The sequence below is a fragment of the Brevundimonas sp. genome, from assembly GCF_046295075.1.
Classification (GTDB): Bacteria; Pseudomonadota; Alphaproteobacteria; order Caulobacterales; family Caulobacteraceae; genus Brevundimonas.
In genome coordinates this window covers 116,633-131,949 of sequence record NZ_JBKBOC010000005.1, presented here as the reverse complement: position 1 = coordinate 131,949, position 15,317 = coordinate 116,633, and the positions used below count along the sequence as shown (strand labels likewise).

At 65.6% G+C, this 15,317-nt stretch carries 13 protein-coding genes and 1 tRNA gene; 11 read left to right on the top strand and 3 right to left on the bottom strand.

What is annotated here, in order from left to right:
* Positions 1 to 19: 19 nt before the first annotated feature.
* Complete coding sequence (locus tag ACK4MH_RS06335; protein ID WP_409716263.1) at positions 20 to 1,225, bottom strand: pyridoxal phosphate-dependent aminotransferase; 1,206 nt, start codon at positions 1,223 to 1,225, stop codon at positions 20 to 22.
* A gap of 125 nt (positions 1,226 to 1,350) precedes the next feature.
* On the opposite strand from ACK4MH_RS06335, the gene ACK4MH_RS06330 reads away from it, so the two are divergent.
* The 9 genes from ACK4MH_RS06330 (at position 1,351) to ACK4MH_RS06290 (ending at position 11,281) form a co-directional block, all read left to right on the top strand.
* Positions 1,351 to 2,064: a TVP38/TMEM64 family protein gene (locus ACK4MH_RS06330; protein WP_409716261.1), complete on the top strand. Its 714-nt coding sequence runs from the start codon at positions 1,351 to 1,353 to the stop codon at positions 2,062 to 2,064.
* A 73-nt stretch (positions 2,065 to 2,137) separates the two neighbouring features.
* Positions 2,138 to 2,593 carry a hemerythrin domain-containing protein gene (locus ACK4MH_RS06325; RefSeq protein ID WP_409716259.1) on the top strand — a complete coding sequence of 152 codons (456 nt, stop codon included), beginning with the start codon at positions 2,138 to 2,140 and terminating at the stop codon, positions 2,591 to 2,593.
* A 209-nt stretch (positions 2,594 to 2,802) separates the two neighbouring features.
* Positions 2,803 to 3,843 carry a rod shape-determining protein gene (locus tag ACK4MH_RS06320; protein WP_135195469.1) on the top strand — a complete coding sequence of 347 codons (1,041 nt, stop codon included), beginning with the start codon at positions 2,803 to 2,805 and terminating at the stop codon, positions 3,841 to 3,843.
* 151 nt (positions 3,844 to 3,994) lie between these two features.
* Positions 3,995 to 5,152 carry a rod shape-determining protein MreC gene (gene mreC, locus ACK4MH_RS06315; RefSeq protein WP_409716257.1) on the top strand — a complete coding sequence of 386 codons (1,158 nt, stop codon included), beginning with the start codon at positions 3,995 to 3,997 and terminating at the stop codon, positions 5,150 to 5,152.
* Positions 5,149 to 5,667 carry a hypothetical protein gene (locus ACK4MH_RS06310; RefSeq protein WP_409716255.1) on the top strand — a complete coding sequence of 173 codons (519 nt, stop codon included), beginning with the start codon at positions 5,149 to 5,151 and terminating at the stop codon, positions 5,665 to 5,667. Before mreC ends, ACK4MH_RS06310 begins: the two co-directional genes overlap by 4 nt.
* Positions 5,664 to 7,694: a penicillin-binding protein 2 gene (gene mrdA, locus ACK4MH_RS06305; RefSeq protein ID WP_409716253.1), complete on the top strand. Its 2,031-nt coding sequence runs from the start codon at positions 5,664 to 5,666 to the stop codon at positions 7,692 to 7,694. The genes ACK4MH_RS06310 and mrdA overlap by 4 nt, the downstream gene beginning before the upstream one ends.
* Positions 7,691 to 8,845 (top strand): rod shape-determining protein RodA, encoded by a 1,155-nt coding sequence (gene rodA / locus ACK4MH_RS06300; RefSeq protein ID WP_409716250.1) that lies wholly within the window; start codon positions 7,691 to 7,693, stop codon positions 8,843 to 8,845. The genes mrdA and rodA overlap by 4 nt, the downstream gene beginning before the upstream one ends.
* 131 nt (positions 8,846 to 8,976) lie before the next feature.
* Positions 8,977 to 10,158, top strand: a complete 1,182-nt coding sequence (locus ACK4MH_RS06295) for an acyl-CoA dehydrogenase family protein (RefSeq protein WP_409716248.1) — start codon at positions 8,977 to 8,979, stop codon at positions 10,156 to 10,158.
* Positions 10,159 to 10,162: 4 nt separating this feature from the next.
* Positions 10,163 to 11,281 (top strand): acyl-CoA dehydrogenase family protein, encoded by a 1,119-nt coding sequence (locus ACK4MH_RS06290; RefSeq protein ID WP_409716246.1) that lies wholly within the window; start codon positions 10,163 to 10,165, stop codon positions 11,279 to 11,281.
* 200 nt (positions 11,282 to 11,481) lie between these two features.
* Here ACK4MH_RS06290 and ACK4MH_RS06285 read toward each other — a convergent pair whose 3' ends face one another.
* A complete protein-coding gene (locus ACK4MH_RS06285) occupies positions 11,482 to 12,801 on the bottom strand; it encodes an Hsp70 family protein (RefSeq protein ID WP_409716244.1) in 1,320 nt (439 codons plus the stop codon).
* Between the two features lie 320 nt (positions 12,802 to 13,121).
* Between ACK4MH_RS06285 and ACK4MH_RS06280 the strand changes: the two genes are divergently transcribed.
* On the top strand, positions 13,122 to 14,177 hold the full coding sequence (locus ACK4MH_RS06280) for a hypothetical protein (RefSeq protein ID WP_409716242.1): 1,056 nt from the start codon (positions 13,122 to 13,124) through the stop codon (positions 14,175 to 14,177).
* 79 nt (positions 14,178 to 14,256) lie between these two features.
* Here ACK4MH_RS06280 and ACK4MH_RS06275 read toward each other — a convergent pair.
* Positions 14,257 to 14,346 (bottom strand) — tRNA-Ser (locus ACK4MH_RS06275).
* Positions 14,347 to 14,452: 106 nt separating this feature from the next.
* Between ACK4MH_RS06275 and ACK4MH_RS06270 the strand changes: the two genes are divergently transcribed.
* Complete coding sequence (locus ACK4MH_RS06270) at positions 14,453 to 15,301, top strand: septal ring lytic transglycosylase RlpA family protein (RefSeq protein ID WP_409716241.1); 849 nt, start codon at positions 14,453 to 14,455, stop codon at positions 15,299 to 15,301.
* Positions 15,302 to 15,317 lie beyond the last annotated feature (16 nt).

The following is a 15,317-nucleotide window of genomic DNA, read 5'->3' as shown; positions in this document are numbered from 1 at the left end:
AGCCCCCGCCCTTGTTTCGTCAGCGCAGCGAGGCGGCGAAGCGCTGGATGCGGGTGCAGGCTTCTTCCAGCACGGCATCCGAGGTGGCGTAGCTGATGCGGAAATAGGGGCTGAGGCCGAAGGCTTCGCCCTGGACCACGGCGACGCCCTCGGCGTTCAGAAGTTCGGCGGCGAAGGTGGAATCGCCGTCGATGACCACGCCGTTGTCCGTCGTCTTGCCGATCAGGCCGGCGATGGACGGATAGACGTAGAAGGCGCCCTCTGGCGTGGCGCAGGTGATGCCGGCAGCCTGGTTCAACATCGACACGACCAGGTCGCGGCGCTTCTCGAAGGCGGCCTTGCGCTCGGGGATGAAGTCTTGGGTTCCGTTCAGGGCCTCGACCGCCGCCCACTGGCTGATGCTGGCGGGGTTTGACGTCGTCTGGCTGGCCACCTTGCGCATCAGGTCGATCAGCGGCTTGGGGCCGCCGGCATAGCCGATGCGCCAGCCGGTCATGGCATAGGCCTTCGAGACGCCATTAACCGTCAGTGTACGGTCGATCAGGTCGGGCGCCACCTGGGCTATGGTGGTGTATTCGAAGTCGCCATAGACGAGGTGCTCATACATGTCGTCCGTCAGCACCCAGACATGCGGATGGCGACGCAGCACCTCGGCCAGGGCTTCCAACTCGGCGCGGGTATAGGCGGCGCCCGTTGGGTTGGACGGGCTGTTCAGAATCAGCCACTTGGTGCGCGGCGTGATCGCCGCCTCCAGCACAGCGGGCAGAAGCTTGAAACCGTCCTTCTCCTCGCCGACCACGGTGACGGGCTCGCCGCCGGCCAGCAGCACCATGTCGGGATAGGAGACCCAGTAGGGGGCGGGCACGATGACCTCGTCGCCGGGGTTCAGGGTGGCGACCAGGGCGTTGAAGATGACGGGCTTGCCGCCCGGCGCGACGTGGATGTTCGCCGCCGTATAGTCCAGGCCGTTCTCGCGCTTGAACTTTGCGACGATGGCGGCCTTCAGCTCGGGCATGCCGTCGGCGTCGGTGTATTTGGTCTCGCCGCGATTGATCGCGTCGATGGCGGCCTGTTTGATGTTCTCAGGGGTGTCGAAATCCGGCTCTCCGGCGCCCAGCCCGATCACGTCACGACCTTCGGCTTTAAGCTTTCGCGCCTGGGCGGTCACGGCGATGGTGGCCGAAGGCTTGACGCGGGCGAGGGCGGAAGATTGCAGGCTGGACATGACTATCCCGTGGGTTTTGGAAGATTCTTGCCTGGGGAGGGCGGGGTTGTTTACGCGCGGTCGCGGCGCGGGACAATGCGCTGAAGCTCGCCAATGCGCGGGCGGGGTGTTAAGCGGCGCCTCTGATGCGCTGGATCATCGATTTCCTGTCGAACATGGAGGCGCGTCGCTGGCGCGCCGTGCTGGCGACGGCCCTGTTGCTGGGCGCGATGATCGCCCTGTTCGCCGTGGGCAAGAGCCAGCTGGGTCTGGAGGCCGAGGGGCGGCTGGAGGACTGGCTGGTCGGGTTCCGTCAGGGGCCGTGGGGGCTGGCCGCCGCCATCGTGGTGTTCACGCTCGCCGCCTTCTTCGCCGCGCCGCAGTTCATCCTGATCGCCGCCTGTGTCGTGGCGTTCGGGCCGTGGTTCGGATTTCTGTACAGCTGGATCGCGACCGTCGTGTCGGCGGGCGTGACCTATTGGCTGGGGCGGGGACCGACGGCGCGGCTGCTGGAGCGCCACGGCGGGCGCACCGTGGGGCGGCTGACCCGGTTCGTCGGCAAGAACGGCTTCTACGCCAGCTTCATGATCCGCAATGTGCCGTCCGCGCCCTTCATTGTCGTCAATATGGCGTTCGGCGCGGCGCGGACGTCGTTTCCGGCGTTCCTGGCGGGGTGCGCGCTTGGGGTGCTGCCCAAGACGGCGCTGGTGGCCTTCTTCGGCGGATCGTTCATGACGGCGGTCAGCGGCGACGGGATCTGGACCTCGGCCATCCTTGCTGGCGTGGCTCTGGCCTGGCTGATCCTGATGCTGGTGGTTCGCGAATTGGTGAAGCGACGCGAGACCGCGCGAGGCGACTGAGGGAATTCGCTTAGTATTTCCTTTAGGAGTGGTTCACCCAAAGGTTGCAGTATGCCGTTTGGGAGGTATCGCGATGGACGTCGAGATACTGAAGGCGCAGCACCGCCGGATCATTCGCCTAGCCAGCGCGCTGGGCGGCTTGGCCGAAACCCTGAAGACTCAGGATGACGCTTCTCGTGCGCGAGAGCTGATGACCGCGCTGAACGCGGCCTTGATCGAACATCTCGCGATAGAGGACGGCGAACTCTATCCCGAGCTGATGAAGGCGGATGACGCGTCGGTTCGTCAGCTGGCGGAGCATTATGTCGATGACATGGGCGCGATCAGCGGCGCCTGGGCGCATTATTTCGGTGAGTGGTCGCAGGCCCGCATCCTGTCGGATCGGAGCCGGTTCGCTGTAGCGACCAAGGGGCTGATCGGCGCTCTGGCGCACCGGGTCGAGCGCGAGGACGACACCCTTTATCCGGCGATGGAAGCGGCGGACGCGCGATCAGCGGCATCGCGGGACGAGGACGAAGGTTCGGTCTAAGCCCTGCATCCACATCAGATGCGAACCCCATATGACGAGACCGTCATCAGGGCTTGTAATCCCGGTTTCATACAGGCACACCCGCCGTTAGTAGGCGTGGCGAATACGATCAGGAACTGCCCGGCGTGGGGATGTCAGGGCAGTTGGGGCGTCGCCAGGTCGACTGAGATAACCAGACGCCCTGCCAGCTAACAACGGTATCGATTCCCATGAGTTTTTCCCTTTTCGGCGCGATCTCGAATGACATCGCGATGGACCTGGGCACCGCCAACACCCTGATCTACATGAAGGGCAAGGGCATCGTCCTGAACGAGCCGTCGGTCGTGGCGTTGAGAAATGTCGGCGGACGCAAGGTCGTCCACGCCGTGGGCATAGAGGCCAAGCAGATGCTGGGCCGCACCCCGGGCCACATGGAAGCCATCCGCCCGATGCGCGATGGGGTCATCGCCGACTTCGAAGTCGCCGAAGAGATGATCAAGCACTTCATCCGCAAGGTTCATAACCGCAAGGGCTTCGTGAACCCCAAGATCATCGTCTGCGTGCCCTCGGGCGCCACGGCGGTCGAGCGTCGCGCGATCAACGACAGCTGCCTGAACGCCTCGGCCCGCCGCGTGGGCCTGATCGACGAGCCTATGGCCGCCGCGATCGGCGCCGGCCTGCCGATTCACGAGCCGACCGGTTCGATGGTCGTCGACATCGGCGGCGGCACGACGGAAGTCGCCGTCCTGTCGCTGTCCGGCATCGTCTATTCGCGTTCGGTCCGCGTCGGCGGCGACAAGATGGACGACAGCATCATCAGCTATATGCGCCGCAACCATAACCTTCTGATCGGCGAAACGACCGCCGAGCGCATCAAGAAGGACATCGGCACCGCCCGTATCCCGGCCGACGGCGAAGGCCTGTCGATCGAGGTGAAGGGCCGTGACCTGATGCAAGGCGTGCCGCGCGAAGTCCGTATTTCGGAACGCCAGGCCGCCGAAGCCCTGGCCGAGCCGGTCACCCAGATCATCGAGGCCGTCAAGGTCGCGCTGGAAGCCACCCCGCCGGAACTGGCCGCCGACATCGCCGACAAGGGCATCATGCTGACCGGCGGCGGGGCTCTGCTGCGCGGTCTGGACATCGAGATCCGTGATCACACCGGCCTGCCGGTGTCGGTGGCCGACGACCCGTTGTCGTGCGTCGCCATCGGTTGCGGCCGCGTTCTGGAACATCCGCGCTGGATGAAGGGCATCCTCGACTCCGCGCTCTGATGATTATCGTTGCGGCCAAGTGAGAGCTTGGCCGCAAATCCCTGTCAGGCCTGCGTGATCACGGTTCCATTCCGGCCTTGATCCTGCGATAGGCAGGCCTAGCGGCAGGGGGCGTCCTGCCGATTCCAACCCTTTGAGTGGAAGGTCGCCCGTGGCGTTTCGCGACGGCCCTTTTGAAAATATCAAGGTGCCGCTGGCTTGGACCGCTGCGGTGGTCGTTGTCGTGGCCGTCATCGGGGCGATTTTCCTGTTGCTGGGCGACCGGACGACGCCCGAGGGCGGATCCAGCATGGGCGCCGCGCGCGGCGGATTCGAAGCGGCGGCGGGGCCGGTGGGCGGCGTTTTCGCCGCTCCGGTGCGCTGGGGCGGCGCCGCCAGAGACTATGTCGGCGGCTATTTCTTTGCGATCGGCGAGAACCGCCGCCTGAAGGCCGAGATCGCTGAACTGCGCGGCTGGCGCGACGAAGCGATCGCACAGAAGAACATCAATGGTCGGTACGAGGCCCTGCTTGGGCTGCGCACCGAGCCGGCGGTCGCCATGGCGACGGGGCGCGCGATCTCTGACGCGCGCGGACCGTTCAATCGCGCCAAGCTGATCGACGTGGGTTCGGCCAAGGGCGTGCGCATCGGCAATCCGGTCGTCACCGAACACGGCCTGGTCGGTCGCATATCCGGCGTCACCAGCGGCGTCAGTCGCGTGGTCCTGCTGACCGATGTGGCCTCGCGCACCCCGGTCATGATCGAGCGTACGGATGCGCGCGCCATGCTGACCGGCGACGGGGGCGACAGTCCCCGGCTTGAGTTCATTCGCGGCGCCGGTTCGATCCAGGCGGGCGACCGCATCTTGAGTTCTGGCGACGGCGGCGGTTTGCCGCGCGGTCTGCCGGTCGGGGTGGCGGCCAAGGGCGTAGACGGCGCCTGGCGCGTCAAACTGTTCAGCGATCACGGCGCGGTGGACTATGTCCGTGTACTGTTGTTCCAGACCTTCGGCCAACTGGTCAGCCCCGACGCCCTGAATGCGCCGCCGCTGGCGGGACTGGCCACGGCGCCTGAGCCCAACGCCGCCGAGGCCGGGGCGATTCGCGACGCCGCCGCGCGCCGTCAGACGGCGCAGCAGGCCCAGGCCGAGCGCGCTCGCGCCGCTGCGGCCGCTGCGGCCGCTCCGGTCACGCCTGCGGCCGCGCCTTCGACGACGCCCAACGCCGCCCGGCCTGCGACGACGGCTCCGAGACCCGCCGTTGCGACGCCGCCGCCTGCGCCAGTCGCGACTCCGACGGCCCCGACGGATGCTCCGGGGGGCGCGGCTTGAGACGGCCGGTCGCGGTCCGCGTCGTCGGGCCTCTGCAGTGGATCGTCTATCCGGCGCTGGTCGTCCTCGCCGCCACCGTCGTCCTGGGCACGCCGATCCAGATGTTCGGCCTGCATCTGCCCGAGCCGGTGATCCCGATGATCCTGGCCTTCGCCTGGCCGCTGATTCGTCCATCGATGACGGCGCCGGCGGTTCTGTTTCTGGTCGGGCTTTTCCTCGACCTGTTCTGGAATGCGCCTCTCGGTCTTTGGGCGCTGTGCCTGATGGCGGTCTATGGGACCGTGCTTTTGTCGCGTAACCTGCTGGCGGGCCATGAGGGACTTGTTCGGTTCGGCGCCTATGCCGCCTGCACCCTCGGCGCCTTTTTGTTGGCCTATCTTGTGGTGACGATGCGGGCGGCGAATGCGCCGGCTCTGTTGCCGCTGATCGGTCAGGTCGTGCCGACGCTGCTGCTGTTTCCGATCGCCAACTGGATGTTGGAGCGTTTCGACGACGGGGATATTCGGTTCAGATGAGCGGCGAACCCTCCATCTTCTTTGCGGACGTCAATGAGCGTCAGGGGTCGTTCCTGCGGCGTACCTTCGTGCTGGGCGGGGTGTCGGCGCTGGGCATTACGGCCCTGATCGGGCGGCTGGGTCAGCTTCAGGTCGTGCAGGCCCAGGAATATGCGACCCTGTCGTCGCAGAACCAGTTCAACTTCCGCATGGTGCCGCCGCCGCGCGGCCTGATCAAGGACCGCAACGGCGTGGTCATCGCCGGCAACCGCCCCAGTTTCCGGGTGCTGGTCGTGCGCGACGAGACCAAGGATCTGGACCAGACGCTGGACCTGCTGGGGCGGGTGCTACCCGATACGCTGGAGCGGCGACGGGCCATCATCCGCGACGTCAATGCGGCGTCCAAATTCAATCCCGTGCCGGTCAAGAGCGACCTGACCTGGGAAGAGTTCGCCAAGGTCAATCAGTACGCCAACGAACTGCCGGGCGTGATGGTCGATATGAACGAGGCGCGTTACTATCCGTTCGGTGGATCGTTCGCCCATGTCATCGGCTATGTGGCCAAGGTTTCGGACCGGGACGTCAAGGCGATCCGCGACAAGGGCGAGCAGCCGCCGGCCCTGTTGTTCAACCCCAGCTTCCGCATCGGCCGGCAAGGCGTCGAAAAGGCGCTGGACCTGTCGCTGCGCGGCGAACCGGGCGGCAACCGGGTCGAGGTGGATGCGCGCGGGCGCGTGGTCGCCGAGGACATCGGCGGCTCGCGGCCGGCCGTGCCGGGCAAAGAAGTCGTCCTGACGCTGGACGCCGATGTCCAGAACCGGGCGCTTGAGGTGTTCGGCGACGAGTCCGGGGCCTGTGTCGTCATGGATGTGCGCAACGGCGACATCCTGTGCATGATGTCGGCGCCGTCTTTCGATCCCAATCTGTTCGTCGGCGGGGTGCCGACCAAGACGTATCGCGCCCTGGCCGATTACGAGCGCAAGCCGTTGCTGGACAAGACGCTGAACGGCACCTTCCCGCCGGGATCGACCTTCAAGCCGACGACGGCGCTGGCGCTGCTGGAAGCGGGCGTTGATCCGAACCTGACGGTGTTTTGCTCGGGTTCGTATCGGACCGGCAACCGGACGCAACGATGCTGGGGCCGGCACGGCACCCAGAACATGCACGACGCGATCAAGAACTCCTGCGACGTCTATTTCTACGCCATGTGCAATCGCGCGGGCGTCGACAACATCCGCAAGGCCGGCCTGGCCCTGGGCTTCGAGCACGAGTTCGACATCGGCGTCGGCAACCAGCGCAAGGGCCTGTTGCCGTCCACGGAATGGAAGGCGCGCACCTTCCCGCGCGATCCCGTCTGGCATCCGGGCGAGACGACGTCGGTCGCCATCGGGCAGGGGGCCATCACCGTCAACGCCCTGCAACTGGCGGTCATGACCTCGCGCCTGGCGAACGGCAAGAAGCAACTGCAGCCGCGTCTGATCAAATCGATCGGCGGCGTCGAACAGCCCAGCGGGGCAGAGGCGCCGGACCTGCCTTTCCAGCCCGCTCACGTCGAATATGTGCGTCAGGGCATGATCGCCGTGGCCAACGACCGTTCCGGCACGGCCTATCGTCAGAGCCAGCTGGGCCTGGGCGACATTCAGATGGCGGGCAAGACCGGCACGGCCCAGGTCCGCAACTATGGCACCGGGTCGCGCAAGAGCGAGATCTGGGCGCTGAAGGACCACAATCTGTTCGTCGCCTTCGCGCCGGTCGATGCGCCGAGATACGCCGTCGCCATCATCGTCGAACACGGCGGCAAGGGCGGGGCGACCGCCGGCGCGCCGCGCGCCCGTGAAGTGATGCGCACGGTCCTGTTGAAGGACCCCGACATGCGCGCGCGGATCGAGCGGCCGCTGCCGCCCGAACCGACCGGGGCCGCCATCGTCGAGGACGGCGTGGTCGGCGCCGCGCCCGAGCCGGATGTGGTCGCGACGACTCAAGCGCCCCGACCTGCGCCCACGACAACCAGCGGGCCGCGTCCCTATCTGTCCGAGCCGCGCCGTTGACCGCATCGGCCCTTTCACGTCCCGGCGAGCGCGAACGCGTCTCGACCAAGATCGGCCAGATCGACTGGCGGCTGACGGCGCTTCTGTGCGTCGTGTCCGGCACCGGCGCCCTGATGCTGTATTCGGTGGCGGGCGGGTCTTGGTCGCCGTGGGCGGCGAAGCATCTGATCCGGTTCGGCATGTGTCTGGCGCTGATGCTGATGCTGTCGATGATCAACATCCGCTACTGGTTCGCCCTAGCCTATCCCATCTACGGCATGGCGCTGTTTCTGCTGGCGTTGGTCGAGACGCCCTTGGGCTATCACGCCCTGGGGGCGACGCGCTGGCTGGACCTGGGCTTCACCCGCATCCAGCCGTCCGAGATCATGAAGATCGGCGTCGTTCTGGCCCTGGCGCGCTGGTATCACGGCGCCTCGGCCAAGGAGGCGAGTTTACACTGGAAGCTGATCTTCCCGGTCGGGATCATCGGCCTGCCGTTCCTGCTGGTGGCGCATCAACCGGACCTGGGCTCGGCCATGCTGATCGGCATGACGGGGGCGGCGATGATGTTCGTCGCCGGACTGAGCTGGCGGATCATCCTGCCGCTGATCCTCGCCGCGGCCGTGCTGGTCCCGCCCTATGTCATGTTCGGCATGCACGACTATCAGCGCCACCGGGTCCTGACTTTCCTGAATCCCGAAGCCGACATGTCGGACAAAGGCTATCAGATCGTCCAATCCAAGATCGCCATGGGATCGGGTGGGCCTCTGGGGCGCGGGTTCGGCCTGGGCAGCCAGAGCCAGCTGGAGTTCCTGCCCGAGCGCCAGACCGACTTCATCTTCGCCGCCTTCGCTGAGGAGTTCGGCTTTATCGGCACCTTCACCCTGCTGGCCTGCTATGCGGCCATCATCCTGATCTCGCTGAGGATCGCCTCGCTGTCGCACAGCCATTTCGGGCGATTGGCGGCGTCGGGGGTGACGGCGACGTTCGCGCTCTATGTGCTGATCAACGGGGCGATGGTGATGGGGCTGGCGCCCGTGGTGGGCGTGCCGATGCCGCTGCTGTCCTATGGCGGCACCGTCATGCTGACCGTCATGATCGGGTTCGGCCTGGTGATGGCGACGCGGGTCCACCGATACGCCGAACTGCCCAAGGGCCACGGGCTGATCTGACGTTACGTCAGCTATGTGATCGGCATTCAGGTTTCGCTTTCTAAGGCGAGGATTTCCCGGATAAGGTTGTTCCCAACGATGTCTCGCATCGGCTCAGGCCGGTCAGCGACGCACGCCATGGGAGACGAGGAATGACCGATCTGGAGCGATTCCGCGCCGAGACGCGCGCCTGGCTGGAGGCGAACTGCCCGGCCGAATGTCGCGGGCCGATGGCCGACGACGAGATGATCTGGGGCGGGCGGGACGCCACGTTCAAGACGCCGGCGCACAGGCTGTGGCTGGAGCGGATGGGCGCACGCGGCTGGACCGCGCCGGAATGGCCGGCGGAATACGGCGGCGGGGGCCTGAGCCGCGAGGAGGCCAAGGTGCTGGCGTCCGAACTGCGGCGCATCAAGGCGCAGCCGGCCCTGGCCAGTTTCGGCGTCTGGATGCTGGGCCCGGCGCTGCTGGCCTTCGGGACCGAGGAACAGAAGAAACGGTTCCTGCCCGAGATCGTGCGCGGCGAGATCCGCTGGTGCCAGGGCTATTCCGAACCCGGCGCCGGTTCCGATCTGGCTGCCATCCAAACGAAGGCTGAAGACAAGGGCGACCACTGGATCGTCAACGGCCAGAAGATCTGGACCTCCTATGCGGACAAGGCCGACTGGATCTTCTGCCTGGTGCGGACGGACCCTGAGGCGCCCAAACATCTGGGCATCAGCTTCGTGCTGTTCGACATGAAGACGCCGGGCGTGACGACGCGGCCCATCACCCTGATCAGCGGCAAGTCGCCCTTCTGCGAGACCTTCTTCGACGATGTGCGGGTGGAGAAGGAGAACCTGGTCGGGACGCTGAACCGGGGCTGGGACGTGGCCAAATATCTGCTGGCGCATGAGCGGACGATGATCGGCGCCATGGGCGAGGTCGGCGGCGGGCGGCCCGTGGGACAGGTGGCGCTGGACGCCATCGGCGCAGACGAAGTCGGGCGGCTGGACGAACCGATGCTGAGGGTCCGGATCGCGGATCTGGAGATCGACGCCGCCGCTTTCCGTCTGGCGATGGAGCGGGTGGGGGACCAGGTGAAGGCCAAACAGGCCCATCCGGCCATCGCCTCCATGCTGAAATACTATGGGTCCGAGCTGAACAAGCGGCGCCACGAACTGCTGATGGCGGCGGGCGGGTCCGATGCGCTGGAGTGGGAAGGCGAGCGGTCGCACGACGGCAAGACGGCGCGCGACTGGCTGCGGACCAAGGCCAATTCCATCGAGGGCGGCACCAGCGAGGTTCAGTTGAACATCATCGCCAAACACCTGCTGCAACTGCCGGGAGCGTGAGACGATGCCGCTGATCCTGACCGAAGAACAGACGATGTTGCAGGATGCTGCCGACGGCTTCCTGAACGAACAGGCGCCGATCGCCCACATGCGCAAGCTGCGGGACGGACGCGACGCCGACGGCGTGTCTCGCGACCTGTGGCGGGCGTTCGGCGAGATGGGGTTCGCCGGCGTCATCATTCCCGAGGCGATGGGCGGCATGGGGCTAGGCGCCGTGGAGGCGGGGGTGATCGCCGAGAGTCTGGGGCGCACCCTGACGCCGTCGCCGTATCTGGGGTCCTCCATTCTGTCGGCCAAGGTGCTGATCGAGGGCGGGTCGCAGGCGCAGCAGGCGTGGCTGCCCAAGGTGGCTGCGGGCGAGGCGATCCTGGCCTTGGCGGTGGACGAGGGCGCCAAGCATGCGCCGTCGCGGATCGCCACGCGGGCCGAGCGTGCCGGAAACGGCTTCAAGTTGAACGGCGCCAAGGCCTTCGTGCTGGACGGCCATGTTGCGGACGCCCTGATCGTGGTCGCCACTGCGGATGAGGGGGCCACGCTGTTCCTGGTCGATCCGGCGACGGCGGGCGTCGAGATCGAGCGCACGATGATGGTGGATGCGCACAACGCCGCGCGGGTCACGTTGACCGACGTCGCGGTCGATGCGGACGCAGTGATCGGCGCGGTCGGGGGCGGAGAGGCGTTGCTGGATGGGGCGCTGAGCCTGGGGCGGGCCTGTGCGGCCTCCAGCCTGACGGGGGCCGGCGATCAGGCGTTCAAGACGACGCTGGACTATCTGCGGACCCGCAAACAGTTCGGCAAGTTGATCGGCGAGTTCCAGGCGCTGCAGCACCGGGCCGCGCACCTCTTCTCCGAGCTGGAGCTGGCGCGGGCGGCGACGATCGGCGCCCAGATCGCCATCGACGAGGGGCGCGAGGGGGCGTCCCTGGCGGCTTCCGTCGCCAAGGCCAAGGCGGGCCGCGTCGCTGAACTGGCGGTGCAGGAGGCGATTCAGATGCATGGCGGCGTCGGCATGACCGACGAGTTCGACGTGGGCCTGTTCATGAAGCGGGTGCGGGTGCTGAACGAACTGCTGGGCGACGCCGGTTTCCACGCCGAACGGGTGGCGCGGGCGCAGGGGTTCTAGGGTCGCCTAAATTATAGACCGTCACCCTCGGGCTTGTCCCGAGGGCCTACGGTTGGTCGAACGCAGTCGTGGACGGGGCAGGCTGCAGTTTGAAAAACTCTGACCGCTAAGTGCGCCTGACCGTGGGCCCTCGGGACAAGCCCGAGGGTGACGAGCGTTTGAAGTCGGACGCGATTTTTATCCCTGGCGACTGAGCTCTGCTAACCCGCCTTTTCGCTCCACAAATCCAGATCCGGCTCATGGCCGATCAGGGCCAGGCCGGCGGCGATGGATTCGAACTCGCCGCCGGTCTCGATCCGCTCGGAGCCGAAGCGGCTCTGGAAGATGGCGCGGACGGCGGGCACGAAGGAGGTGCCGCCGGTCAGGAAGACCCGGTCGATGGCCTCGGGGCCCAGGCCGCTGCGGGCCATGGCCTCGTCCACTGCACCTTCGATGGCGGCCAGTTCCGGGGCGATCCAGCGTTCGAAATCGGCGCGGGCGACCGGCTTTTCGATATGGACGCCGCCGGCCTCGAACAGGAAGGTGGCGGTCTCCTCGGCCGACAGGGCCATCTTCAGCGTGGACACGGCGCGGTAGAGGTCGTGGCCGTGGTTGTCGTCCAGCACCTCGATCAGCCGCTCGATCTTCTCGGGCTCCAGCGCGGTGCGGGCCAGGGAGCGGATGTCGCGCATGTCCCGCGACGCGCGCAGCAGGGCCAACTGATCCCAGCGGGCGAAGGCGGAATAATACCGCTGGGGGATCGGCAGTTGCTTGCCGACCGAGCTGTAGAGACCGCCCTTGCCCAGTTCGGGTGAGACCAGCTGGTCGATGATCCGATAGTCGAAGGCGTCGCCCGCCACGCCGACGCCCGAGCGGGCCAAAGGCGTCGAACGCAGGCCGTCTTCCTTCCGCTCGAACCGGATGATGGAAAAGTCGCTGGTGCCGCCGCCGAAGTCGGCGACCAGGACCGTGGCGTCTTCCTTCAGTTGACGCGCGAAGTAGAAGGCGGCGCCCACCGGCTCGTGCGCATAGCGGATGTCGGTGAAGCCCAGCCGCTCGAACGCCATCTGATAGCGCGACAGGGCCAGGGTCTCGTCAGGGTTGCCGCCCGCAAAGGTGACAGGGCGGCCGACGATGACGGCGGGCGGGGTGTTCGCCAGTTCGTCGCCCGCATGGTGACGCAGCCGCAAGAGGAAGGCGGCCAGCAGATCCTCGAACCCATAGCGACGGTTGTCGATACGGGTCTCGGTGAAGGCGGCGCTGGCGGCGAAGGTCTTGAACGACTGGATGAAGCGGGTCTCCAGCGGGTCCTCGACATAGGCGGCGATGGCCCATGGACCGGCCTCGACCACGCGCTCGGGCGGTTCGCCGTCCACGCCCTGATGGATCTGGAAGCTGAGCGCCGAGCGGAAGGTGGTCGTCTGGCCCTCGACCGCGTCGAAGGTCACCAGCCGGGCGAGGCCGTGCTTATCCGTCAGGGCGACGACCGTATTGGTCGTGCCGAAATCGATCCCGATCGTCATCGGTTTCGTCGCCGTCATGGTAGGGCTCCAGGCAGGGGAGCCGGGTTCCTAACGGTTAGTCGCGGGATAGCAAGGCTTAGGTGAAGAGACTGGCGGGCAGCGCCCGATGATCATGGCGATCCCGACGCTGTGGCGCACTATCCTATTGCTGCGGGGAGTGCCTCCAACCGCATATAAATCAAGTCTGCCACTCTCGATCTATGCTCGTAGAGCGGCTTGTTCACACCAGTCGAACGTCGGGAACACCCTGGACCGTGCGAGCAAAGGAGAGCGTTGTCTGGACTCTTCAACGCAACTTGGGGACGATGGTGGTTGGGCGTTAAGGTTGGGGGTGTCGCATGTTCAGAGCTAGAACCGTTTTCGTGATCGGTGCGGGAGCCAGCTATGAGGTGGGGTTGCCGATCGGTGATGATCTGCTGAAAGCGATCGTCGAAATGACCCACTTTCAGTTTGATCACTTTTCAAAGCAAACACACGGGGATGTATTTATAGTCGAAGCCCTCAGGACTATCCTGAATGAGGGGCACTCAGTAGAGCGATTGAACGAGCACCTTCGGGCGGGCCGCCAACTTGGGCTTTCCGCCAAGCAGGCTCTTTCGATCGACAACGTGATTGACGCATTGGAGAACAAGGAGATCGAGCTCCTTGGCAAGCTTGGGATCGCACGTGGCATCTTAAAGGCAGAAGCGCATAGCACACACTTCCGACCAGCCCAGGACACTCGGAAGGTGGACATGAGTATGTTTCAAAAGACTTGGTATAGCAGCTTCACCAAGCTACTTACGGAACAAGTAAAGCTGAGCCAAATCGACAATCTTTTCAACAATGTCGAGATTATAAATTTTAATTATGATAGGTGCTTGGAGCATTATCTGCCGCTATCACTCAGCGATTACTACGGCATCGCGCCCGAGCAAATTCAGGCCTTGATGAAGGACTGGCCGATCCATCGGCCCTATGGACTGACCGGCCGGTTGCCATGGCGATCAGGGGAGGAGCCTGCTGTCCAGTTTGGGCATTGCGGGTCAGCTCAACTGGTGGAGGTGGTTGACCAGATTCGGACATTCACCGAGCAGATCGAAGAGGGGGAAGCGCTTGATGCAATGAGAGCGGCGATCGCGTCAGCGGATCGCATCGTGTTCCTCGGTTTTGCTTTTCATCGGCAGAATGTCCGTTTGATCGCGACAGATGTTCAAGATCACACGGAAATTCTTGCGACCGCCCAAGGCATATCGAAGAGCGACAGGGGTGTCATAGAAGACGAACTCGCGGATGCTTTTGGTTTTGGCCACGAGATAGGGAGAATGGGCCGAATAGATTTGGCCGCTGACACCAAATGCAACGAACTCTTTCGAAATTACTGGCGTACGTTGACTGCCGCCCCGCCCGAGTAGGTAGTATCCGGGCATGGTGGGTTCGACGGAGGGTGAACAACCCGCCTCCGGGCAGAAACATCACGCTAGCCTAAATCAATGGCGGAAGCGGTGGGATTCGAACCCACGGACGGCTCTCACCGTCGCTGGTTTTCAAGACCAGTGCCTTAAACCACTCGGCCACACTTCCTTGCCGCCGCAGCGGAGGCGGACGCCATAGCAGGCGAATGGGTCATTAACCAAAGCGGAAATGTCTTCGATCATCCTGTTTTCGTATTCTTTGGCGAGGCGGATCGATGACGTGTGGAAAATGGGTGCGCGGCGCCCTGATCCTGGGGCTGTTCTCGCTGCTGGCCGCCTGTTCGACGGCGGGCGGGGCAAGCTTGGGCGGGACGCGCGGCGAGACGCGCCTGCCTGTGGTCAAGGATCCGGCGCCGATCGTGTCGGGGACGATGCGGCCGTATCAGGTGCGCGGGCGCTGGTACACGCCCAAGGAACAGCCGGATTACGAAGAGGTCGGGATGGCGTCCTGGTACGGCGACGCCTTCAACGGGCGGCCGACCTCGACCGGCGAGCGGTTCGACATGCATGCCCTGACGGCGGCGCACAAGACCCTGCCTCTGCCGGGCCTGGTCGAGGTGACGAACCTGGACAACGGGCGACGGCTGGTGGTGCGGATCAACGACCGGGGGCCGTTTGTGGACAGCCGGATCATCGACCTGTCGCGCGAGGCGGCGAATGAGCTGGGGATGCTGTCGCAGGGCGTGGGGCGGGTGCGGGTGCGTTATCTGGGCCGGGCGCCGCAGCAGGGCGGGGGCACGCTGTTGAGGGCGTCGGCGCCGACGCCTCGCATATCGGCGCCGGTGAGCGCGCCCGTGACCAGGCCCGTGTCGGTCGCCGCCGCGCCGGCCGCGCCCGCAGTGGAGGAGGTCTCGATCTATTGGGTGCAGGCGGGGACCTTCTCGGATCAGGGCGAGGCCCGACGAATCGCCGACAGCCTGAGCGGCTGGGTGCGGGCGGATCTGAATGGCGGACGGTTCAACGTCGTGGTGGGGCCGTGGGACAGCGCCAATGCGGCCGAAGCCGCCCGACAGTCGGTCGTGGCGCGGGGTTACGCGGGCGCCCTGTTGATATCCGGCAACTGATCGCGCGCACGGGCTT